The following is a 20,918-nucleotide window of genomic DNA, read 5'->3' on the forward strand; positions in this document are numbered from 1 at the left end:
ATGGAAGACGGCATTCAATCCAGCACCTGGTTGCGCATCCGCGAAGAAGCCCAGCGGATGATTGCAGAAGAGCCGATGCTCGGCAGTTTTTATTATTCGACCATCCTCAACCACGACACGCTCAAATGCTCGCTGAGCTTTATTCTGGCCAACAAGCTGGAAAGCTCGGTGATGCCGGCAATTAGCCTGCGGGAAGTGATCGAAATGGTGGTGGATGCCGAGCCGACCATTCTGGATATGGCCGCCATGGACATTTGTGCGGTACAGGAGCGGGATCCGGCGGTGGAGCTGTTTTCCACGCCATTGCTCTATCTTAAAGGCTTCCATGCCTTGCAGGGCTACCGGATTGGCAACTGGCTGTGGCGGCATGGCCGCCGAGCCCTGGCTACCTACCTGCAAAACCAGATTTCGGTGGTGTTCGGGGTCGACGTACACCCGGCGGCGCGTATCGGAAAAGGCATCATGTTCGATCATGCCACCGGCATAGTGGTGGGCGAAACCGCGGTGATTGAAGACGATGTTTCCATACTGCAAGGCGTCACCCTGGGCGGTACCGGCAAGGAATGCGGCGACCGTCACCCCAAGATTCGCGAAGGCGTGATGATCGGCGCCGGCGCCAAGATTCTGGGCAATATCGATGTGGGTACCGGTGCCAAGATTGGTGCCGGCAGTGTGGTGTTGGAGCCGGTGCCGCCCCACACCACGGTAGCCGGCGTACCGGCCCGGGTGGTCGGCCGTCCCGGTTCGGACAAGCCGTCACTGGATATGAGTCAGAATATTTGAGACTTTTGTTGACGCAACCGGCATAAATTTGCGGTAAACGGCATCGTGATACACGGGGCCGCTTGTCGTCTTGCGGTGGCCGGGGTATCCTCGGCGCTGTGGGGCCTGCGGGCCGGATAACCGTTATTTAGGGGTGAGTGCATGTCTTTTGATGTATTGGAAAAACTGGAATCCAAAATCCAGGCGGCAGTGGACACCATTTCCTTGTTGCAAATGGAAGTGGACGAGCTGAAAGATCAAAACGGCCAGCTGGGCGAAGAAAACCAGCAGCTGAAGCAGCAGCACGATGCGTGGCAAGAGCGCCTGCGGGTGTTGCTGGGTAAAATCGATCAGGTTGAAGAAAGCGCCTGAACCATAACGCCGGCATGACCGGCGTTATTCGTATCAGCCGTTACCATTGGCCGATAACGACAAAAGGCCAGCCCTCGGGCTGGCCTTTTTGTATTGTGATGGTACTGATTATTCGATATCCAGCGGCTCGGGAGACAGAATAATGCCCGTGGTGTCGGCATAGAGATGATCGGCCGGCAAGAAGGTGACGCCACCGAAGTTGACCGGAATTTCCCGATCGCCAATTTCGCTGTCATCGGCACCGACCGGAATGGAGGCCAGGGCCTGAATACCGATATCCAGATCTTCCAGCGCATCTACCTCGCGGACCGAACCATAGCAGACGATGCCTTCCCAGCCGTTTTCCGCCGCGGTTTCGGCGATGTCCGCATCAAGCAGTGCCCGGCGCAGCGAGCCGCCGCCGTCGATCAGTAATACTCGACCCACACCGTTCTCTTTTACCGCCGCCATGATGAGGCCACAGGACTCGAAACACTTGATGGTGGAAATGGTGCCGCCGAAGGAATTACGGCCGCCAAAGCTGGAGAACATGGGTTCGACCACGTCCACCATGTCAATATAGGTATCGCACAGTTCTGAAGTATTGTATTCCATGGAATCAGCCACATCTGGAAACAAGGTGATCCCAAGTATAAAGAGGCGGGAGCGGTTTTCAATCACAATCGTGTGACCGCTCCCGTCTGCAGGTTGGGTTAGAGGATGTAGCGGCTCAGATCTTCGTCTTCGACCAGGTTCTTGAGGTAGCGATCCACATAGTCTTCGTCTACCAGAATGGAGTCACCGGACTTGTCGGACGCCTCGAATGACAGCTCGTCCAGCAGCCGCTCCATGATGGTGTGCAACCGGCGAGCACCGATGTTTTCGGTGGTCTCGTTCACGCGCCAGGCGGCTTCGGCCAGACGGCGAATACCGGCCTTGGTGAAGTCGACAGTCACGTTTTCGGTGGCCAGCAGCGCCTTGTACTGCTCGGTCAGCGAGGCGTTGGGCTCGGTGAGAATGCGCTCGAAGTCATCGGTATTCAGCGAGTCCAGCTCGACCCGAATGGGCAGACGACCCTGCAGCTCGGGGATCAGATCCGACGGCTTGGCGACCTGGAAGGCGCCGGAGGCGATAAACAGCATGTGATCGGTGCGCACCATGCCGTGCTTGGTGTTGACGGAGCTGCCTTCAATCAGCGGCAGCAGATCCCGTTGCACCCCTTCACGGGACACATCGGGGCCGGAGCTTTCGCCGCGTTTACAGATTTTGTCGAACTCGTCGATGAAGACGATGCCCTGGTTTTCCACCGCGTGAATGGCCTGCTCTTTCAGCTCTTCCGGATTCAGCAACTTGGCGGCTTCCTCCTCGATCAGCAGCTTGACGGCGTCCTTGATTTTCATCTTGCGCTGTTTGCTGGTGTTGCCGGACAGGTTCTGGAACATGCCCTGCAGCTGGTTGGTCATCTCTTCCATGCCGGGCGGCGACATGATCTCCACGCCCATTTGCGGGGCCGAGACATTGATTTCGATTTCCTTGTCGTCCAGCTGGCCTTCACGCAGCTTCTTGCGGAAGATCTGGCGGCTGTTGCTGTTGTCGGCCTTCTCTTCTTCGCCCCAGGTGTTGCGCGGGTTGGGCAGCAGGGCATCCAGCACCCGTTCTTCCGCCGCCTCTTCGGCGCGGTGACGGAATTTTTCCATCTCCTGCTCGCGGGTCATCTTCATGGCGATATCGGTGAGATCGCGAATGATGGTGTCTACTTCCTTGCCGACGTAGCCGACTTCGGTGAACTTGGTCGCTTCTACCTTGATGAAGGGAGCGTTGGCCAGCTTGGCCAGACGACGGGCGATTTCGGTCTTGCCGACCCCGGTCGGGCCTATCATCAGAATGTTCTTGGGGGTAACTTCCTGGCGCAGATCTGGGGTCAGTTGCATACGACGCCAGCGGTTACGCAGGGCAATGGCCACGGCGCGTTTGGCCGCAGCCTGGCCGACGATATGGCGGTCCAGCTCGTGGACGATTTCTCTTGGGGTCATATCAGACATAATCAAATCCTGTGGTGCGGGCAGGCTTGCCACCTGCCCGAAAGCAAATCAGTGGCTGTAATCCAGCTCTTCGACGGTCAGGTTACCATTGGTAAAGACGCAGATGTCGCCAGCAATGGTCAGCGCCTTTTCGACGATGTCATGGGCTTCCAGCTCGGTATTTTCCAGCAGGGCGCGAGCGGCGGACTGGGCGAAGGAGCCGCCGGAACCAATGGCGATCAGATCCTGTTCGGGCTGCACCACGTCGCCGTTACCGGTAATGATGAAGGAGTTCTTGTCGTCGGCCACCGCCAGCAGGGCCTCTAATCGGCGCAGGCTGCGGTCGGTTCGCCAGTCTTTGGCCAGCGCCACGGCGGCGCGTTCCAGGTTGCCCTGATGCGCCTGCAGCTTGGCTTCAAAGCGTTCCAGCAGGGTAAAGGCGTCGGCGGTGCCACCGGCAAAACCGGCCAGTACCTTGCCGTTAAACAGGCGGTGTACCTTGCGGGCATTGCCTTTCATGACGGTGTTGCCCAGGGAAACCTGGCCATCGCCGCCGATAACCACTTTGCCGTTACGGCGAACTGAAACGATCGTTGTCACTAAAAACCTCACTTGACGGTGTAGCCAGCCTGGCTGGCAGAAATGTCATTAACAACGAAATGGGGACGGCAGCGAGCGAGATCAACCCTCCCAGAACCAGATTGCACAATCACTCACGGCTTTTGCCTTGATCAGCTTGTGTTTGTGCTGTTCTGCCAGTCGTTTGCTATCGTAAGGCCCCAGGATCACGCGGTGCCAGGAGCTGCCGCTTTTATGGCGAACCTGAGCCACCAGCCCCTGAAAGGCAATTTTGGCCTTCAGTCGCTCGGCCTGGGCCGAGGAGCGGAAAGAGCCGCATTGCATCAGGTAAGGCCGGGTCGACTCTTCCGCCTCGGGCACATTGACCACCACTTCCTTGTTTTCCAGTTGCTCGATATAGCGCCACTTTTCCACCGGTTTCTGATCGATGGGATTCACCGGTTTGGGCGGTGCCTGGGTGTGGGTAACGGCAGGCGGTGGCTCAGGACTACGATGGTCGGCGGCGCCCTTGATGATGGAAATCAGGTAGCCCAGGGCGCCTGCCAGCATCAGTATCAGTATGATGGCCAGCCAGGGAACGCGTCGTTGTGGTGCGCGGCTGCGACTGCCGCCCCGGGCGGGGCGGCTGTTGCTTTTGCCTTTGCTTGTGCTTTTGGGCTTGCTGCGCCGGACGTAATCCCTGGGCATGGGTTACATGCGCTCCATGGTGTCGATGCCGAGCAGCGACAGGCCCTGCTTCAGTACCTTGGCGGTAGCCGCACACAGACGCAGGCGGCTGCTGCGTTCTTCGGCGCTGACCCCCTCCTTGTTGATGGGGCAGGCTTCATAGAAGCTCATGAAGGCGCCGGACAGCTCGTACAGATACAGACACATCAGGTGCGGCAAGCCCTTGTCGGCCACCGACTTCACGGTGTCGTTGAACTGCACCAGTTTCTGGGCCAGGGCTTCTTCGGCCGGGGCCTGAATGCTGATTTGGCCCTGCAGGGCATCGGCGGTGACGCCGGCCTTGCGGAAGATGGACTGCACCCGGGTATAGGCATACTGCAGATAAGGCGCCGTGTTGCCCTCGAACGACAGCATGTTGTCCCAGTCGAAGATGTAATCGGTGGTACGGCTCTTGGACAGATCTGCGTATTTCACCGCGGCCATGGCGACCCGGCTGACGACCTGCTGTTTTTCTGCGTCGCTGAGGCCGGTGTCTTTTTTCGCCAGCAGGGCGGCGGCGCGTTCTTCTGCCTCGTTGAGCAGGTCCACCAGCTTGATGGTGCCGCCGGAGCGGGTCTTGAACGGACGACCGTCCTTGCCCAGCATCATGCCGAAGGCGTGGTGTTCCAGGCTGACCGACTCGGGAATGTAACCGGCTTTGCGCACTATGCTCCAGGCCTGCATCAGATGCTGGTGCTGGCGGGAGTCGATGAAGTACAGCACCCGATCGGCGCCCAGCTGCTCGTAACGGTATTTGGCGCAGGCGATGTCGGTGGTGGTGTAGAGGTAGCCGCCGTCCTTCTTGCGGATGATGACGCCCATGGGGTCACCGTCCTTGTTCCTGTACTCGTCCAGATAGACCACGATGGCGCCTTCGTCTTCTACCGCCAGTCCTTTTTGCTGCAGGTCGGCGACGATGGGTGCCAGCATGGTGTTGTACATGCTCTCGCCCATCACGTTGGCCGGGGTCAGCGACACGTTGAGTCGGTCGTAAACCTGCTGGTTATGCAGCAGGGTAATGTCGACCAGTTTCTGCCACATGGCCAGACAGTAGGCATCGCCACCCTGCAACTTCACCACGTAGCCCCGGGCACGCTCGGCAAAGTCCGGATCCGCGTCATACTGCTGCTTGGACTCGCGATAGAACTGTTCCAGATCCGACAGGCCGGAAGATAATACGTCCGGGTTTTCCTGCTCCAGCTTCTCCAGATAGGCGATCAGCATGCCGAACTGGGTGCCCCAGTCGCCGATGTGGTTGGCCCGAATCACCTTGTGACCGAGAAACTCCAGGGTGCGCACCACGGCGTCGCCGATAATGGTGGAGCGCAGGTGGCCCACGTGCATTTCCTTGGCCACGTTGGGGGCCGAGTAATCCACCACCACGGTTTGCGGCTGCTCTACCACCGGTACGTTGGCGCGTTCGTCGGCGACCATGGCGTCTATCTGACGTGCCAGCCAGTCGCTGTCGAGAAAGAAGTTGATGAAGCCGGGGCCGGCCAGCTCGGTCTTGGCCACCAGCTCGGAGGCGGGCAGGTTGTCGACCAGCAATTGGGCCAGAGCGCGGGGATTTTGTCCGGCGGGCTTGGCCAGCAACAATGCCAGATTGGTGGCCAGATCTCCGTGAGCCTTGTCTTTGGTTCGGTCTACCTGGATGCGGGGAGCCAGTTCGGCAGGCAGCTTGCCTTGCTGTTTCAGGATAGAGACCGTCTGCTCAAGCAGCGCTTGAATATGTTCTTTCATTATCAGTTCACCAAATTTAAGACAAGGTTGGAGATAACCCGGGGGAAGAAATTCTACTCATAACGGGTGCAGAAAACTACCGTCAAGGCAAGGCGAGAGCGCCGATTGAAAGTGGAGCGGATAAAAAAGGGTCTTTATGGCTACTTCATAAAGGAGGGATCTGCCATGAAACTGGCGCTGTTACCCCTGACCCTGCATCTGATGCCCGGCGGCAAGGTGCCGCTGCGTATCTTCGAGCAACGTTATATCCGAATGGTAAGCGAGGCGAGCCGAAGCGGAATCGGTTTTGGCATCGGCATGCTGGACGAACGTGACGAGACCGGTCATAGCGATCTCTTTACGCTCGGTACTCGAGTGAACATCATCGATTTCTATAATCTGGAAGACGGTTTGCTGGGACTGACGGTGGAAGCCGCAGATCGATTTCATATTCTGCAGCTCGAACAGGAGGAAGACGGTTTGTTGCAGGCCGAGGTGGAGTTGCTCGACAACTGGCAGCCCTGCAGCCTGTCACCGACCGAGCAGGTGCTGTCCGATAAGCTGCAGGAAGTGTTTGCCGAATATCCGGAGCTGGCCGAGTTGCATCCCGCGCCCCGGTGGGGGGACGCGGCCTGGGTCACCCAGCGCTGGCTGGAAGTGCTGCCGCTGCAAAACCGCCAGGCACTGAAGCTGATGGCGGAAGACAGCTGCCAGCCAGCCCTGGGCTTTCTTATCTCGATGCTGACCGCGCCGTCGCAGCCGGAGCAGCGGCACTGAGGTTACCAGAGCTCGACCGGATCGATATCCAGCGACCAGCGTACCTTGCGCGCCGAGGCCAGGGTATCTATTAACGCCACCGCCAGGCGACAGGCCGCCGCCAGCTCGCGCCGGTTGCCGGCCTGCAGCAGCAGCTGGTAGCGGTATTGCCCGGCCTTGCGTTCCATCTGGGCACTGAGTGGCCCCAGACACAGCACCGAAGATGGCAGGCTGGGCAACAATTGTTGCACCAGTTGCTGCAAGAAAGTCTGTACCTGCTCCGCCTGGGTCGCCTGGGCCCGAAACAGTGCCTGAAAGCTGAACGGGGGCAGGGCGGCGGCCTGTCGCTCCTGCAGGGCGCTGTGGGCAAAGTGGCGATAACCCTGATTGGCCAGATCCTGCAGCAGCGCGTGTTCCGGCTGGTGGGTCTGCAGTACCACCCGGCCCGGCTTGCTGGCCCGTCCGGCCCGGCCCGCCACCTGAATATAAAGCTGGGCAAAACGTTCGGTGGCCCTGAAATCGCTGGCGAACAGGGCGCCGTCCGCATCCAGCATCGCCACCAGAGTGACATCGGGAAAGTGATGGCCCTTGGCCAGCATCTGGGTGCCGATCAAAATCTGATACTTGCCGTTGCGAATGCCTTCCAGATGTTGCTGAAAACTGCCTTTGCGCCGGGTGTTGTCCCGATCGATGCGAATAATGCCGTACTGGGGAAAGAGTCCGCTCAGGGCCTGCTCTACCTGCTCGGTGCCGAGCCCCGTGCCCACCAGTTGCCGGCTGTTGCAGCTCGGGCAACTGGGGGGCAAGGGGCGCTGGTGGTCGCAATGGTGACAGTGCAGGCGGGAGGAATGCCGGTGCCAGGTATAGTGGGCGTCACAGCGTTCGCAGTCGGCCAGCCAGCCGCAGTCGTGACACAAGAGCGCCGGGGCATAGCCGCGCCGGTTCAGGAACAGCATCACCTGATTGCCCTTGGCCAGCTCCTGTTCAACCAGCTGAAGCAACTGGGGCGAGAGCCCGGCGTTCATCTGGACATGTTTGCTGTCCAGCAGCAGGTGCTCGGCCACGGTGGCGGTGCCGGGTCGCTGGCTCAGGGTCAGCAACTGATATTTGCCTGCGGCCGCATTGTGCAGACTTTCGAAGCTGGGGGTGGCCGAGCCCAGCACGATGGGAATGTCGAGCTGGCGGGCGCGCAGTAACGCCAGATCCCGGGCATGATAACGAAAGCCGTCCTGCTGCTTGAACGAGGTGTCGTGCTCTTCGTCGATAATAATCATTCCCAGCCGGGCGAAGGGGGTCAGCAGGGCCGAGCGGGTGCCGATGACGATGGCGGTGCCGCCATCCCGGCACGACAGCCAGGCATCCAGCCGCTCCCGTTCGTTCATGCCGGAATGCAGGGTGCTGATCGGCAGCTTGAAACGCTGTTGAAAGCGCGAGATGGTTTGCGGGGTCAGGCCGATCTCCGGCACCAGCACCAGCACCTGTTTACCCGACTTTAGTATCGGCTCCATGATCTGCAGATAGACCTCGGTCTTGCCGGAGCCGGTGATGCCTTCCAGTAGAAAGGGGCTGAAACCGTGCGCACTCTGGATCAGGCTGACCGCCAGCGCCTGCTCGGTAGTCAGGCGGGGCTTGTTCTCGTCAGCCACCTCGGTGCCGGTCGTGCGCCAGTCGACGATGTTCGGCAACTGCTCTCTTTTTTCGATCAGCTGCTTTTTGGCCAGCGCCTGCAGAATGGCACCACTGATGCCGCGGACCTCCAGCTCGCCGGCAGTCAGAGGCTCCTGGCGTAACAAGGTCAGCGCCTGTTGTTGCTTGACGGCCTGAGCGGAGACACCGGCCTCGGCATCGAGCAGGTGCCAGTAGGCGGTGCTGCGGTAGGCAGCGGCTTCGCCCTTGCGCAGCAAGGTTGGCAAGGCCTGAAAATAGACTTCGCCGGGGGCATGCAGATAATATTGTGTCGCCCAGGCCAGCAGCCGGAGTTCGGCCTCGGCCAGTATCGGCTCTTCATCCAATACGGCACCGATGGTCTTGAGTTTGGTGGCATCGATGTCGGAATCGGCGGGGTGAGACAGTACCAGCGCCGTCATGGTTCTGTTGCCGAAAGGCACCGAAACCCGGCAGCCCGGAGCGGGCAACGGCAGGGGGCAGAGGTAATCAAATTCCCGCCGCAATGGAACGGGCAGCGTAACCCGCAGCAAACCTGACTGTGGCGGTATCGACATTGGTGATTTTTCCCCCGTTTGACCTTGCCTGTAAAAAGGCGATCCTATATTATTCGCACCCTTCACAAAACGTGAATCATTCGTGTGGTGTCTGGCACAGGATCAGATAGCGACACGGCCTACAAATTCAGAGGTTGTCCCCATGAAAAACGGTATTCACCCACAATACAGCGAAATTACTGCCAAATGTTCTTGCGGTAACGAGATCAAAGTCGGCTCTACCATGGGTAAAAGCCTGAACCTGGACGTTTGCTCCGCTTGCCACCCGTTTTACACCGGTAAGCAGAAAATGGTTGATAGCGGCGGCCGCGTTGACCGTTTCAACAAGCGCTTCGGCGCGCTGTCCAGCAGCAAATAAGCGATATTCATCGCAAGAAAAGGCGCCTCAGGGCGCCTTTTTTATTGCGCGCAACTTGTGAATGGCACCGATGTTTCCCATGGTTATGGCAGTTTTTTGTGTCGGGAAGCGAAATGAAACCGTGGCTCTGGCTGTTGATCATGGGAGGGTGGCCGCTGATTGTGGTGGCAACATGCCCCACACCACCGGCAGACGAAACCGTAACAGTTCGGCATATTGTAGATGGTGACACTGTCATATTGCAGAACGGTAGAGTAATCCGCTTTATCGGCATCGATACGCCAGAATTCAATAAACACAGCAAATTAGCGGCGGAATTCGGGGCCGATGCAGCCCGGCGCTGGCTGCAGAATAAAATCCCGAAAGGGGGTCGATTGAAACTGGTTTTTGGTGTTGAAAGGCGTGATGATTATGGACGCTGGCTGGCTCATCCACTGACGGTTAACGGCGATTTGCTGGTAACCGCCATGCTCGAGCAGGGGCTGGGGCCCCTGCTGCTGATTCCGCCCAACGATGATTACTGGCGGTGCTGGCTGGCAGCCGAGCAGCGGGCTCGCCAACATCGTCTGGGAGTATGGCAAGCGCCGTTGACCGACGTTTCCTCCGGTGGTTGGCAACTGTTGCAGACCAGGGTGGTACAACCCTGGCCAGGCTCGGGGCGACTGAAGCTCGAGCTGGAAGGCCCGCTGACCGTGATGGCCGGCAAGCAGTTGCCGGCGGCGGCACGCGCCAGCCTGAAGAGGCTGCGGCGAGGAGACCGGCTGTTTATTCGTGGCCGGGTTCGTGCCAGCCCCGGTGGTCGACAACATGGTCGACCGTTATTGTGGTTGAATCATCCCTGGCAATTTTACCAGGTAGAGCAATGAATTTTTGCTAGGCAAGGGTGAATAAGTTGACTACTATCACATTGTATAAACATTGTGATAAACTTGTTCACACTTAAATCGTATAAATGTCAACAATCGCATCAGGGTACTCGTAGAATGACCGACTTCCGTCAAAAAGCGCTCGATTATCATGCCTTACCTACTCCGGGTAAGATCTCCGTTGAAATCAGCAAGCCGGCTGAAACCGCCAAGGATCTCGCCTTAGCCTACAGCCCGGGTGTGGCCGAGCCGGTGCGCGAAATCGCCGCCGATCCCGACAACGCTTACAAATATACCGCCAAGGGTAACCTGGTTGCCGTTATCACCAACGGTACCGCCATTCTGGGGCTGGGTAACCTGGGCCCGCTGGCCTCCAAGCCGGTAATGGAAGGCAAGGCGCTGCTGTTCAAGCGTTTCGCCAACCTTGACTCCGTGGATATCGAAGTCAAGCACCGCACCACCGAAGAATTCATTCAGACCGTGGCTGCCATTGCCGATACCTTCGGTGGCATCAACCTGGAAGATATCAAGGCACCCGAGTGTTTTGAAATCGAAAAGGCGCTGATCGAACGCTGCAACATCCCCGTGTTCCACGATGACCAGCACGGTACCGCTATCGTGACCGCAGCCGGCATGATCAACGCCCTGGACGTTCAGGGTAAAGACATCGCCGAAGCACGCGTGGTGTGTATGGGTGCCGGCGCCGCTGCCGTTGCCTGTATGGAACTGCTGATCAAGTGTGGCGCTCAGCGTGAAAACATCTACATGCTGGACCGCAAGGGTGTGATCCACACTCGTCGTGACGATCTGAACGAATACAAGGCGCTGTTTGCCAACAACACCGACAAGCGCACTCTGGAAGACGTGATCACCGACGCCGATGTATTCGTCGGTGTTTCCGGTCCCGACGTACTGCCGGCCGAAGCCGTTGCACTGATGGCGCCGAACCCGGTTATCTTTGCCTGCTCCAACCCGGATCCGGAAATCAAGCCCGAGCTGGCTCATTCCGTACGCCAGGATCTGGTGATGGGTACCGGTCGTTCCGACTACCCGAACCAGGTGAACAACGTGCTGTGTTTCCCGTTCATCTTCCGTGGTGCCCTGGACGTTCGCGCTTCCTGCATCAACGACGAGATGAAAGTGGCTGCCGTTGACGCCATCCGCGCACTGGCCAAAGAGCCGGTACCGCAGGAAGTGCTGAATGCTTCCGGTTACGACGCGCTGACGTTCGGCAAGGACTACGTGATTCCCAAGCCGATGGACCCGCGCCTGCTGCCCCGCGTCGCCCGCGCCGTGGCCGTGGCTGCCGTGGAATCCGGTGTGGCTCGCATCAGCCTGCCGGAAAACTACATGCTGGATTGATTCCGGACATGACATGAAAAAGGGGAGCTTCGGCTCCCCTTTTTGATCATGAAGCGTGATATCTATCCCGGACAAAGGGCCCGCTCATCCGACCCGCTCAAGCACATCCCTGTGACGCTCAGCACATGACATCCCTGTCATGTGATGGCCGGCTGAGCAGATCCCTTTGTCCTCCTTGATGTTCCGGTGCTGCTTACAGTTCGTTCTTGTCTCACCCCTCACTTGCGGGTCAGGTAGACCCCGGCTTCCATGTGATGGGTATAGGGGAACTGATCGAACAGGGCGAAGCGACTGATTTCGTGCGTCTGTGACAGGGTGTCCAGATTCTGGCGCAGAGTGTCGGGGTTGCAGGAGATGTAGACGATGTTGTCGTATTCCTGCACCAGTTTGACGGTTTCCTCGTCCAGTCCGGCCCGGGGTGGATCCACCAGTATGGTGTTGCACTCATAGCTGGCGAGATCGATGCCCTGCAGGCGGCGAAACTCGCGCACGCCGCGCATGGCCTGAGTGAATTCTTCCGCCGACATACGCAATATGGTCACGTTGTCGATAGTGTTGGCGGCAATGTTGTACTGGGCCGACTTGACCGAAGAGCTGGAGATTTCGGTGGCCAGCACTCGGCGAAAGTTGGCGGCCAGCGCCAGAGAGAAGTTGCCGTTACCGCAATACAGCTCCAGCAGATCGCCGCTGGCACCCTGGGTGGCCTCCACAGCCCAGCTCAGCATTCGCTCGTTCATGCGGCCATTGGGCTGAGTAAAGCTGTTCTCCACCTGCTGGTAGACCAGTTCCTTGCCGGCTACCTGCAGTTTTTCCACCACATAGTCCTGACCCACCACCCATTTCTGCTTTTTGGCCCGACCTATGATGCTGGCGGTAATGCCCTGTTGTTGCAGTTGTGCCTGCACGCCCTGTACAGCGCTGTGCCAGGCCTCGTCCAGCTGGCGATGGTAGAGCAGGCTGATCACCAGCTCACCGCTCAATGACGACAGAAAGTCGACCTGAAACAGCTTGCGGCGCAGCACGGGATCGGGCTTGAGCGCCTCCAGCAGCAGCGGCATCGCTCGGTTGATGAGGGTTGAAGCGGCAGGAAACTGGTCGACCCGATATTTCTCTCGAGTGGCCTGATCAAACATGATGTAGTAGAGATCTTCATCCTGATGCCAGACCCTGAACTCGGCGCGCATGCGGTAGTGTTCGGGCTCGGAGGCAAACACGTCCAGCGTCGGTGCGGTAAAGGGCGCGAAGATTTCCCGAAGCCGGTCGGCCTTTTCATCCAACTGTGCCTGGTAGGTTTGCGGGGTGACCACTGTGCTCATGAGTTGCCTCTCTGTAAAACGAAGCGCAAATTCTACGGCCTGCGGCGAATTTGTCCAGTTATCGGGCGGCGGTCTGGTGCTCGCAAGGGGCTTTTGCCAGACTGCAGCCTTCGCTAACGGAATGAAACAAAAGGAAATGGCTATGCGCCGTAAAAAACCGGAAGATCTGCGGGAATGGTGTTATCCCTTTATCTTCGAGACCCGATTGACCTGCGATTATGAAATTCTTACCGACGAGCTGTGCTGTCATATCGGTGTGGTGCTGTCGATGCTGCCTCAAGGGTTTGACGACATTCGACATGATCTGGAGCAGCTACAACCGCTGATCTATAACCTTAACGGTTCGGTCAGGGGCAAGAACGGCATTTTCGAGCGGGATATCGAGTGGCTGAAAGCGCGATATAGTCACTATCAGCAGGAAACGGCAGGGCGAGTCACCGGCTTCGTGCTGCCGAGAGGACCGGCCCCGGTGCCGCAGTTGCATTTGTGTCGTTGTACCGGCAAGAAAATAGTGCGCATGCTGGTAAGGCTGGAACAAGAGGGCAGGACGTTCGATGAAACCCTGCCCCGTTTTGCCAATGTGCTGGCCAACTTCTTCTTCGTATTGACCGTGGCCATCAAGGATCGGCTGGGCACCGAAGAGGTGCCCTATATCAGCATCAATTACTGAGCGGATACCGATGTTATCTGTCGGGTTATAGCTGGCCGCTATCGATGGTTGTTATCCGGCCAGCGCCTGAGCCAGTTGCTGATCGAAGTCCCGCCGCTGCTGGCTATCGAGCTTTTCGCGGATTTGCTGTTCCAGACGGCGGACCTTGTGTTCAAAGCCCCAGCGACTCAGGGTATTCAGATCTTCAACTGCCTTTGGCAATTCCAGTTTGTCGCCGTCAATCTGTTGATACTTGGCCATCAGTTGTTTGGCCTGCAGCAGACGGACAGACAATTTGCGCGTCAGCGGAAATTCATGGCTCACCTGCTCTCCACTGGCGTTGGCTGCACTCAGGGTCAGCATGCCTGGTGCCGTATCGCCATCCATCAAAGACAGCAGGTCTACCAACAACAGACCGTTTTCATCCGTTTCCAGTGAGGCAATATTGGCATCAAGGGCGGCCGTCAAGTTGAACTGGCGTAGTGGCGACTCGATTTTCTCGATCTTTTGATCGATCACCTCACGCTCGGGTGTGCCCAGCACCTTTTTCTCGCTTCGGGCCTGGCTTTCGATATTCATGAAGGGATTGATGCCGGCTACGCCGTTGGCCAGCAGATCCTTGGTCATCACGTCCGGCAGCATGCCAAAGAAAGGCAGCACATCGGCTATCGACAAGACGATGCCGCCTGCGGTCATGATGATGCCGCCCGGAAACTCATACAGCTCGCGCAAGGGCTGGTAGGGAGTATAAACATCGAGTGTTTTATTGACCGAGTAGGTGGTGACATTAAAGGACTCTTGCTCGATCACGCTGAAACCGGGCGATGGTTGATCAATAAACCTTTGGTTAACGCCTTGAACCTGAAAGGAATAGTCCTGACGAAGCGACTCCCGATCTATATCCATGGAGTTAACGGTTTCTGCGGGTAAATGGTTGGCGCAACCGGTCAGCCCGGCGAGCAGCATGCCGGCGGCTGCCGTTTTTACCAGAGTATGTGATGACACGTCATGTTCCTTTTTATATTAGTCAGTGCTTATATGTCTTGGCGGCAACAGAATAAGCGTATGGCGATGAAGTACCAGCCGGGCTGGTTAGTGGAATGCCGGGGCGATAGCGTTAATACATTCCAGGTGCTGCCCGTCAAGGCGAGTTGCCAGCGAGTGCGTTTTTGAAGCGACTGTTGCCGGAAAATTCGAAGGAGTATATCGGCCCAGGCGCCGGGTTTCTTTAGCGCCAGAAGTGGGATAAAACGAATAGCCAAAACAAAAAAGCCGCCGGGCCATGGGGCGCGGCGGCGTTGTTTTTGGTTATCGGTATTCGCCGGGTGGCGCTTGCGTGATTAATCCGCCTTGGCGGGTTGGCTATAGGGGTTTTCTGGCCGTTGATCGGCTCGTAGCGGTGGGCGACGCGCGCCTTCTTTCGGACCGTATGCGCTACTCAGGTAAGTCAGAATAGTGTCCTCGGTATTGGCATCGAACGGCCACAACCCCTGCTTGTCCTGCATCCAGCGGATCAGTGACAGCCAGTGTTCGCGGCTGCCGCTGTTCTGGGTGACCAGTTTGGCGGAGTGACAGGCGGTACAGTTGTTGCGTACCGTTTCCCAGCCGGGGGCGATAATAAAGCCGGTTTGCGGATCCAGCTCGGCGGCCAGCGCCGGCGTAGAAGACAGACCCAGCAGTAACAAACTCAAGGCAACAGGATGTGCCATCACGTCCTCCTAGACAATTTGTACCGCGATACGGTGACAGGCGTTGTTGAGGTACCCTCTGGGGTTCCAGCCCGGCACCACCATGGGTTGTGCCTTGCCTTCGCTGTCGACGGCTCTGGCCCAGATTTCGTAATAGCCTTTTTCCGGAAAGCTCAGCTCGCTGTTCCAGTGTTGCCAGGCCAGTCGGTTGGCCGGGGCTTTTAGATCCGCCTTTTGCCAGGTAACGCCAAAGTCGATGGAAACATGCAGCTCGGTCACTTCCAGATCGCCGGCCCAGGCGTGACCGCGCACCAGCAGAGACTCTCCCTGCGGATGGTTGATGCCGGTTTTGGGGAAGGTGATCAGCGATTTCACCGGCATGGATTCGATGATTTCCATGTCTTCATTAGGTACCTGGGTGCCCGGAGCCACCGGATATTTGGGCACACTATAAGACGGGGCCGCCATCTTGTTGCCATCATGCACCTGATTACGGACCACGATTTTATTCAGCCACTTGCCCGACACCGAGCCGGGCCAGCCGCCACAGACCAGACGCAACGGGTGACCATTCAGCACCGGAATATCTTCATCATTCATGGCCCAGGCGATCAGGGTTTCGTCTTCCAGCGCTTTTGACATGGGCACGCCACGAGAGATGGCGGCTTTGGCCGGGTCGCCGCTGGGATGAAGATCCGCACCGTAATAACCGATATAGACCGCATCCTGCTTGATGCCACAGGCTTCCAGCACATCTCTCAGCCGAACACCGGTATAGCGGGGGCAGGCAATGGCCCCGGTTGTCCACTGGTTGCCGCTGGCGGCGGGCACAAATTCACTGCGGCCATTGCCACCACATTCCACCACCAGCTGATAGGTATGATGCTTGAAGCGGGATTTCAGCTCGGCCAGGGTGAAGGTGGTGGGTTTTTCACAAGACTCACCGGCGATCTCTAGGGTCCAGGTGGCCGGGTCCAGCGCCTTTACATTCGGCAGCAGCCCGTTGTTGCGTACAAACATGTGCTTGGCCGGAGTCACCTCGTCATCCAGCAGGTGAGGGGGAGTTTCGGCGTTGATCGGCCGGTCGTTGAGAATGGTCAGGCCTTCCTTGCCCGGTATGGAAAACGGTTCGTCGGACTGGGCGAAGGCGGCGGGAATCAAACCGGCCGGCATGTTGTTGGCGAAGGGAATGCTGGCACCAATGGCGGTGGCCATGGCCAGCAGGCCGCCCCGCTTGAGAAAGCCCCGGCGGCTGCCCGCATCGGTTTCTCGATCCCATACCAGCTCATCGGCTTTGATGGGGTCTTCGGCGTAGAGTTCGTGCAAGCCTCGGCTGGGCTGCTTGTTTTTGCTGTTTGGGTCGTTTGCCATTGTTTCTCTCCTTGGGCGCTGTTGGCGCCGAGCCTGATCCTGAGTGACTGCAGCCTAACAAATAGCCGCATGTTGCCGATATGTAAATCTTGTTTGGTTGCGATCCGCATCATATTAATTTTTATGATGAATTATGCGTATTTGACTACTGTGTGTGCATATACAGTCAGGCCCCCTTTTCCTATAATGCCCCCCGCTTTGGTGCCGACAGGCATAAACGGGAATCCGGTGCAAATCCGGAGCTGGCGCGCAGCGGTAATAAGGAACGAACACGACACGGGTTCATCCCAGGCACTGCTCAATCAAAAATGGGTGGGAAGTCGTCGTCTAGGTGGGCATGGCCCGAGCCTTCAAGCCCGAATACCTGCCAAAGAGCCAACAGGAATGGCCTGTTGGCGATCACTACGCGATTTAGGGAAGAACATGTCCAAAAAGTTGTTGGCAGTAGCCTTGCTGCCATGGGCCGCCTTTGCTCAGAATTCATCAGACTCCACCAATATCACCATCTACAACCGGGTCGAGCAGCCTAGAGCCACCGTACTAGCACCGGTAGAAGTGATCACCGCTAAAGAAATTCGTCAGCGTAACGTCAAGTCCTTGCCAGATGCTCTTCGCTACTTGCCGGGTATCGATATTGGTCAGAATGGCGGCCGAGGCCAGTTGGCCAGTGTTTTTATCCGGGGAGCAGAATCAGATCACACTTTGATGTTGGTTGATGGGGTTCGCATGACTAGAAGCGTGGTCGGCGGAGCAGATTTCAACCAATTCCCCGTCGCGTTGATTGAGCGTATTGAGTATATCCGGGGGCCACGTGCCGCTATCTATGGCTCCGATGCCATTGGAGGGGTGATTAACATCATAACCAAAGGACAGCAGGGCGATGACCTGAACCTGATTGACGTGGGAATCGGTAGTCGGGGGTACCAGCAAGCAACGGGGCTGAGCTCGCTGGCTGTTAGTGATTCAACCCACGTGAAAGCCGCTATCAGCTATGAGGCTGAAGATGGCTATAACGTACATCCTGACTGGGCCAGCCCTAGTACAGAGCACGGGTTTCGAGGTAAGTCAGGGATGCTTAACTTGAATCATGATGTTAACCAGTATTGGCGGGCTTTTGGAGCAGTCCGAAAGTATGAAAATAAGGTTGAATATGATGGTTTTGGTTCTCTTTTAGAAAGAGATGTGGAAGCTTTGGATGCAAGTGGCGGTGTTGAATATCGTAACGAGCATTACCGCAGTGAGCTAACTTATGGCTACGGGCGACAATATGATTATGATCATGCCCCTGAAGTGGACAAGAGGTCGGGGTCTTTATTATTCATCCGCCAGCACAATGCCACTTGGTTGAATACCATTAAACCAGCTAACGATTGGACGCTTAACCTAGGCATAGATTGGCGTCGAGAGCAGGTACTGCCTGGAACCAACAATAATTCTGCAAACAGAGAACGTGACAATGAGGCTGCGTTCGTGACGCTGATGTGGGCTCCAGCACCTTGGTTCCTGGAAGGTAGTGTTCGAGCAGATGATAACGAGCAATTTGGCACACATAATACCTGGCAGTTGGCACTCGGGCGTGCATTGAGCGATGAGGTTACCGTGTCACTTGGCGCAGGAACTGCTTTTAAGGCGCCGACCTTCTATCATCTATATGGGTTTGCTGGTAATCCTGATCTGGTACCTGAAGAGTCAGAATACTGGGAAGCAAGTATCAAAGGTAATCACGAGTCGTTTCAGTGGCGAGTATCAGCCTACCGCAATCTTATCGATCAAATCATAGTGGCTGAAGAAGTCGGAAATTTTGTTTATCTGAACAAAAATATCAACCAAGCTGACATTAAAGGTTTGGAATTTGAGTTGGGGTTTGATACTGGACCTATTCGGCATGACTTGACGCTCGAATATCTAGATGCGAACAATGAGGAGCTGGATCGTCAATTGGCCCGTCGTGCCAAGCATAAGGCTAAATGGCAGGGCGGTGTTGCATTTGGTGATACAGAGGTCGCACTTAGCTATCTGTATCAAGGGGAGCGTTTTGATGCGGACTCTGAATTTTCTGACACTATTAACCCCAGTTACAGTCTCTGGGATCTTGCATTGGTACAGCATCTAACTCCCAACCTTGAGTTGCGTGGTCGAATCGCTAACCTCTTCGATAAAGAATATGAGCTGGCATCCGGTTATCCGGCGGCAGAAAGAGCTTACTATTTGAACGCGAGTTACCGCTTCTGAGCAGGCGCTGACAGGATACAGTTAAGCCGACCGTTGGCGGCATGGATGCCGCCGTCGAGCTTACATGGATGTACTTGCAGCGAGTCGGCGTACTGTGCCTGTCAGCGACAGGGCACCAGCGCAAACCATCTACTCTAAAGCCGGCCTTCGCGCCGGCTTTTTCATATCCGCCTTTGGCGCTATGATACTGCCCTTGCACAGCGAGGGCTGGCCTTGCAGATTAAGGGCAGGCTCTGCATAGAAAGGGTAGACAGTGGCAAACATTCTTATCTTCGACTCCGGCATGGGCGGTCTGTCCGTCTATCGCGAGGTCAGCAGGACCCTGCCGGGTCATCAATACCTGTACCTGTTCGATAACGCCTGCTTCCCCTATGGCGAGCTGAGCGAGTCGCGGCTGGTTGAGCGGGTCGTCGAGCTGTTCGAAGCCTTCGTGGCGCGCTACCCCGTCGATATCGCCATTATCGCCTGCAATACCGCCAGCACCCATGTGCTGCCAACACTGCGCGAGAGACTGCACATCCCGGTGGTGGGGGTGGTACCGGCCATCAAGCCCGCCGCCGAATACAGCCGCCAGCATCAGCAAACTCACTCCTTAGCCGGCGAATCGGGCCATATCGGCCTGCTGGCCACGCCGGGCACCGTGTCTCGCCGCTATACCGCCGAGTTGATCCAGAATTTTGCCGCCGATCTAAAAGTGTCTTTGCTGGGCACCACAGAGCTGGTGAAAATGGCGGAAGACAAACTCTCGGGTCAGTCGGTCGACACGCGTCGCCTGGAGCAGATACTGGCGCCCTGGCGTGGGCCGAAAGGGCCGGACACCATAGTGCTGGGTTGCACTCATTTTCCGCTGCTGGCAGACGAAGTCAGCCTCTGTCTTCCCAAGGCCAGGCTTATCGATTCCGGAGCGGCCATCGCTCGTCGAGTCTCCACTTTGTTGTTAGAGGAGACATCTACTCGAAGGGGGGCGGGCTGTCATGATGGGAAGGGACTGCTTTTCTGTACCCGGTTAACGGAAAAGTCCCGGCAGCAGGCCGGGACTTTTACTAACGAAGGCTTCGGTGAACTCAGGGAGTTCAGGCTCTAGGCCCCTCAGAACTCACATCAGCTCTCAGGGCTGAGCCTGATCACTACCCTCTTCTTCATCTTTACGCTCATTGGCTTCTCTGACCTTCAGCGTGCGCTGCTGAAACTCCGAGTCGTTCAGCGCCTGCTGAGCCGACTGTGCCGCGTCACTGGGCATCTCTACAAAACCGAAGCCACGGCGCTTGCCGGTGTGCTTGTCTTTCATCAGCCGGACCGATAACACCTGGCCAAAGCCCTCGAACAATGCTCTTACCGACGCCTCGTTGGCCCGGTAGGGCAGATTGCCTACATATAAGGTAGTAGTTGGAATGACTTCAGGCTCGGGGGAGCGGGTGAGCAAGGGGACGATCAGCCCTCCCAGCAGCAAGCCAAGCGCAAAAAGGATGGCGGGAGTCAGTGAAGGCGCAGTCCAGGCAATAAAAAAATAACCGGCCAAGGCCAGCACAAGGGCAAACAAGGCAGACTGAATATAAACAGGATACTGGGATAACTTCATCGGCAGTCCAATCTCAAAGTGGATGAATATGTAGGGTATGTGAGCCTATGAACAATAGAGTCCATGTCATCGATAACAGCATAGCTTCAATTGAGCTATGTAGAGTAATGATGGAGTGCGGCAAGCGCCATAAATGTGATCTTGAATCCTTAAATTCCTCACCGCTGCTCGATAAATGACCGCAAAGATAATTATGATGCCTCCCTGTGTGAGTAACTCTGTGGTTAAGCTGTGTTTTTGCTGGGTGTTTAGGCTGTTGGCCACCAAAGGCCTGTTTTTGTCAAAAAAGCCCTTGCGCAAAATCAGCGGTTCCCTATAATGCGCATCCACTGACACGGGGCAACACGCCAACGGTCACAAGGGTTTGAAACGAACAAAACAA

20 protein-coding genes and 1 riboswitch are annotated in these 20,918 nt (G+C 57.0%); of the genes, 9 read left to right on the forward strand and 11 right to left on the reverse strand.

Annotated features, from left to right (window positions below; translation table 11 throughout):
• Positions 1 to 783, forward strand: a complete 783-nt coding sequence (gene cysE / locus Q0753_RS13025) for a serine O-acetyltransferase (RefSeq protein ID WP_298721773.1) — start codon at positions 1 to 3, stop codon at positions 781 to 783.
• A 141-nt stretch (positions 784 to 924) separates the two neighbouring features.
• Positions 925 to 1,134 (forward strand): cell division protein ZapB, encoded by a 210-nt coding sequence (locus Q0753_RS13030; RefSeq protein WP_298721776.1) that lies wholly within the window; start codon positions 925 to 927, stop codon positions 1,132 to 1,134.
• Between the two features lie 108 nt (positions 1,135 to 1,242).
• Here Q0753_RS13030 and rraA read toward each other — a convergent pair whose 3' ends face one another.
• The 5 genes from rraA to argS all read right to left on the reverse strand — a co-directional run bounded on the left by rraA (position 1,243) and on the right by argS (position 6,158).
• Positions 1,243 to 1,728: a ribonuclease E activity regulator RraA gene (rraA, locus tag Q0753_RS13035; protein ID WP_298721779.1), complete on the reverse strand. Its 486-nt coding sequence runs from the start codon at positions 1,726 to 1,728 to the stop codon at positions 1,243 to 1,245.
• A gap of 98 nt (positions 1,729 to 1,826) precedes the next feature.
• Positions 1,827 to 3,155, reverse strand: a complete 1,329-nt coding sequence (gene hslU, locus Q0753_RS13040) for an HslU--HslV peptidase ATPase subunit (protein WP_298721782.1) — start codon at positions 3,153 to 3,155, stop codon at positions 1,827 to 1,829.
• Between the two features lie 48 nt (positions 3,156 to 3,203).
• Positions 3,204 to 3,734 carry an ATP-dependent protease subunit HslV gene (hslV, locus tag Q0753_RS13045; protein WP_298721785.1) on the reverse strand — a complete coding sequence of 177 codons (531 nt, stop codon included), beginning with the start codon at positions 3,732 to 3,734 and terminating at the stop codon, positions 3,204 to 3,206.
• An 81-nt stretch (positions 3,735 to 3,815) separates the two neighbouring features.
• Positions 3,816 to 4,400, reverse strand: coding sequence for an SPOR domain-containing protein (locus Q0753_RS13050; protein WP_298721789.1), 585 nt, complete (start codon positions 4,398 to 4,400; stop codon positions 3,816 to 3,818).
• Positions 4,401 to 4,403: 3 nt separating this feature from the next.
• Positions 4,404 to 6,158: an arginine--tRNA ligase gene (gene argS / locus Q0753_RS13055; protein ID WP_298721792.1), complete on the reverse strand. Its 1,755-nt coding sequence runs from the start codon at positions 6,156 to 6,158 to the stop codon at positions 4,404 to 4,406.
• A gap of 165 nt (positions 6,159 to 6,323) precedes the next feature.
• Between argS and Q0753_RS13060 the strand changes: the two genes are divergently transcribed.
• Positions 6,324 to 6,914, forward strand: coding sequence for an LON peptidase substrate-binding domain-containing protein (locus tag Q0753_RS13060; protein WP_298721795.1), 591 nt, complete (start codon positions 6,324 to 6,326; stop codon positions 6,912 to 6,914).
• Between the two features lie 2 nt (positions 6,915 to 6,916).
• Here Q0753_RS13060 and priA read toward each other — a convergent pair whose 3' ends face one another.
• Entirely contained in the window at positions 6,917 to 9,115 is a 2,199-nt protein-coding gene (gene priA, locus Q0753_RS13065) for a primosomal protein N' (protein WP_298721798.1), read from the reverse strand.
• 142 nt (positions 9,116 to 9,257) lie between these two features.
• Here priA and rpmE point away from each other — a divergent pair, with 142 nt between their 5' ends.
• The 3 genes from rpmE (at position 9,258) to Q0753_RS13080 (ending at position 11,701) form a co-directional block, all read left to right on the forward strand.
• Entirely contained in the window at positions 9,258 to 9,473 is a 216-nt protein-coding gene (gene rpmE, locus Q0753_RS13070; RefSeq protein WP_298721801.1) for a 50S ribosomal protein L31, read from the forward strand.
• 113 nt (positions 9,474 to 9,586) lie between these two features.
• Positions 9,587 to 10,339: a thermonuclease family protein gene (locus tag Q0753_RS13075; RefSeq protein WP_298721804.1), complete on the forward strand. Its 753-nt coding sequence runs from the start codon at positions 9,587 to 9,589 to the stop codon at positions 10,337 to 10,339.
• A 117-nt stretch (positions 10,340 to 10,456) separates the two neighbouring features.
• Positions 10,457 to 11,701, forward strand: a complete 1,245-nt coding sequence (locus tag Q0753_RS13080) for a malic enzyme-like NAD(P)-binding protein (protein WP_298721807.1) — start codon at positions 10,457 to 10,459, stop codon at positions 11,699 to 11,701.
• 218 nt (positions 11,702 to 11,919) lie between these two features.
• Here the strand turns inward: Q0753_RS13080 and trmA are convergent, their stop codons facing one another.
• Positions 11,920 to 13,017: a tRNA (uridine(54)-C5)-methyltransferase TrmA gene (gene trmA / locus Q0753_RS13085; protein ID WP_298721810.1), complete on the reverse strand. Its 1,098-nt coding sequence runs from the start codon at positions 13,015 to 13,017 to the stop codon at positions 11,920 to 11,922.
• A 142-nt stretch (positions 13,018 to 13,159) separates the two neighbouring features.
• Here trmA and Q0753_RS13090 point away from each other — a divergent pair, with 142 nt between their 5' ends.
• The gene (locus Q0753_RS13090; protein WP_298721813.1) at positions 13,160 to 13,687 is read left to right on the forward strand and encodes an ATP--cob(I)alamin adenosyltransferase; all 528 of its coding nucleotides are present in this window, start codon (positions 13,160 to 13,162) and stop codon (positions 13,685 to 13,687) included.
• A gap of 51 nt (positions 13,688 to 13,738) precedes the next feature.
• Here the strand turns inward: Q0753_RS13090 and Q0753_RS13095 are convergent, their stop codons facing one another.
• The 3 genes from Q0753_RS13095 to Q0753_RS13105 all read right to left on the reverse strand — a co-directional run bounded on the left by Q0753_RS13095 (position 13,739) and on the right by Q0753_RS13105 (position 16,725).
• On the reverse strand, positions 13,739 to 14,671 hold the full coding sequence (locus Q0753_RS13095) for a hypothetical protein (RefSeq protein WP_298721816.1): 933 nt from the start codon (positions 14,669 to 14,671) through the stop codon (positions 13,739 to 13,741).
• A gap of 335 nt (positions 14,672 to 15,006) precedes the next feature.
• The gene (locus Q0753_RS13100; protein WP_298721819.1) at positions 15,007 to 15,375 is read right to left on the reverse strand and encodes a hypothetical protein; all 369 of its coding nucleotides are present in this window, start codon (positions 15,373 to 15,375) and stop codon (positions 15,007 to 15,009) included.
• A gap of 9 nt (positions 15,376 to 15,384) precedes the next feature.
• Positions 15,385 to 16,725: a sulfite oxidase gene (locus tag Q0753_RS13105; protein WP_298721824.1), complete on the reverse strand. Its 1,341-nt coding sequence runs from the start codon at positions 16,723 to 16,725 to the stop codon at positions 15,385 to 15,387.
• A gap of 182 nt (positions 16,726 to 16,907) precedes the next feature.
• Positions 16,908 to 17,112, forward strand: a riboswitch (cobalamin riboswitch).
• Between the two features lie 36 nt (positions 17,113 to 17,148).
• Between Q0753_RS13105 and Q0753_RS13110 the strand changes: the two genes are divergently transcribed.
• Both Q0753_RS13110 and murI read left to right on the forward strand, forming a co-directional pair.
• On the forward strand, positions 17,149 to 18,957 hold the full coding sequence (locus Q0753_RS13110) for a TonB-dependent receptor (protein ID WP_298721826.1): 1,809 nt from the start codon (positions 17,149 to 17,151) through the stop codon (positions 18,955 to 18,957).
• Positions 18,958 to 19,210: 253 nt separating this feature from the next.
• A complete protein-coding gene (gene murI, locus Q0753_RS13115) occupies positions 19,211 to 20,041 on the forward strand; it encodes a glutamate racemase (RefSeq protein WP_298721829.1) in 831 nt (276 codons plus the stop codon).
• Between the two features lie 24 nt (positions 20,042 to 20,065).
• Here murI and Q0753_RS13120 read toward each other — a convergent pair whose 3' ends face one another.
• A complete protein-coding gene (locus tag Q0753_RS13120; protein ID WP_298721832.1) occupies positions 20,066 to 20,536 on the reverse strand; it encodes an RNA-binding protein in 471 nt (156 codons plus the stop codon).
• Positions 20,537 to 20,918: the final 382 nt, after the last annotated feature.

Origin of the sequence: uncultured Oceanisphaera sp. (genome assembly GCF_947495715.1) — a bacterium.
Classification (GTDB): Bacteria; Pseudomonadota; Gammaproteobacteria; order Enterobacterales; family Aeromonadaceae; genus Oceanimonas; species Oceanimonas sediminis.

What these genes read in the sequence shown, in the direction of transcription:
- Q0753_RS13030 (WP_298721776.1), top strand. Translation starts at nt 925, where the DNA reads ATGTCTTTTGATGTATTGGAAAAACTGGAATCCAAAATCCAGGCGGCA.
- rpmE (WP_298721801.1), top strand. Translation starts at nt 9,258, where the DNA reads ATGAAAAACGGTATTCACCCACAATACAGCGAAATTACTGCCAAATGT.
- hslU (WP_298721782.1), bottom strand. Translation starts at nt 3,155, where the DNA reads ATGTCTGATATGACCCCAAGAGAAATCGTCCACGAGCTGGACCGCCAT.
- Q0753_RS13075 (WP_298721804.1), top strand. Translation starts at nt 9,587, where the DNA reads ATGAAACCGTGGCTCTGGCTGTTGATCATGGGAGGGTGGCCGCTGATT.
- Q0753_RS13100 (WP_298721819.1), bottom strand. Translation starts at nt 15,375, where the DNA reads ATGGCACATCCTGTTGCCTTGAGTTTGTTACTGCTGGGTCTGTCTTCT.
- Q0753_RS13050 (WP_298721789.1), bottom strand. Translation starts at nt 4,400, where the DNA reads ATGCCCAGGGATTACGTCCGGCGCAGCAAGCCCAAAAGCACAAGCAAA.
- Q0753_RS13105 (WP_298721824.1), bottom strand. Translation starts at nt 16,725, where the DNA reads ATGGCAAACGACCCAAACAGCAAAAACAAGCAGCCCAGCCGAGGCTTG.
- Q0753_RS13060 (WP_298721795.1), top strand. Translation starts at nt 6,324, where the DNA reads ATGAAACTGGCGCTGTTACCCCTGACCCTGCATCTGATGCCCGGCGGC.
- argS (WP_298721792.1), bottom strand. Translation starts at nt 6,158, where the DNA reads ATGAAAGAACATATTCAAGCGCTGCTTGAGCAGACGGTCTCTATCCTG.
- trmA (WP_298721810.1), bottom strand. Translation starts at nt 13,017, where the DNA reads ATGAGCACAGTGGTCACCCCGCAAACCTACCAGGCACAGTTGGATGAA.
- Q0753_RS13080 (WP_298721807.1), top strand. Translation starts at nt 10,457, where the DNA reads ATGACCGACTTCCGTCAAAAAGCGCTCGATTATCATGCCTTACCTACT.
- Q0753_RS13110 (WP_298721826.1), top strand. Translation starts at nt 17,149, where the DNA reads ATGTCCAAAAAGTTGTTGGCAGTAGCCTTGCTGCCATGGGCCGCCTTT.
- rraA (WP_298721779.1), bottom strand. Translation starts at nt 1,728, where the DNA reads ATGGAATACAATACTTCAGAACTGTGCGATACCTATATTGACATGGTG.
- priA (WP_298721798.1), bottom strand. Translation starts at nt 9,115, where the DNA reads ATGTCGATACCGCCACAGTCAGGTTTGCTGCGGGTTACGCTGCCCGTT.
- cysE (WP_298721773.1), top strand. Translation starts at nt 1, where the DNA reads ATGGAAGACGGCATTCAATCCAGCACCTGGTTGCGCATCCGCGAAGAA.
- Q0753_RS13090 (WP_298721813.1), top strand. Translation starts at nt 13,160, where the DNA reads ATGCGCCGTAAAAAACCGGAAGATCTGCGGGAATGGTGTTATCCCTTT.
- Q0753_RS13120 (WP_298721832.1), bottom strand. Translation starts at nt 20,536, where the DNA reads ATGAAGTTATCCCAGTATCCTGTTTATATTCAGTCTGCCTTGTTTGCC.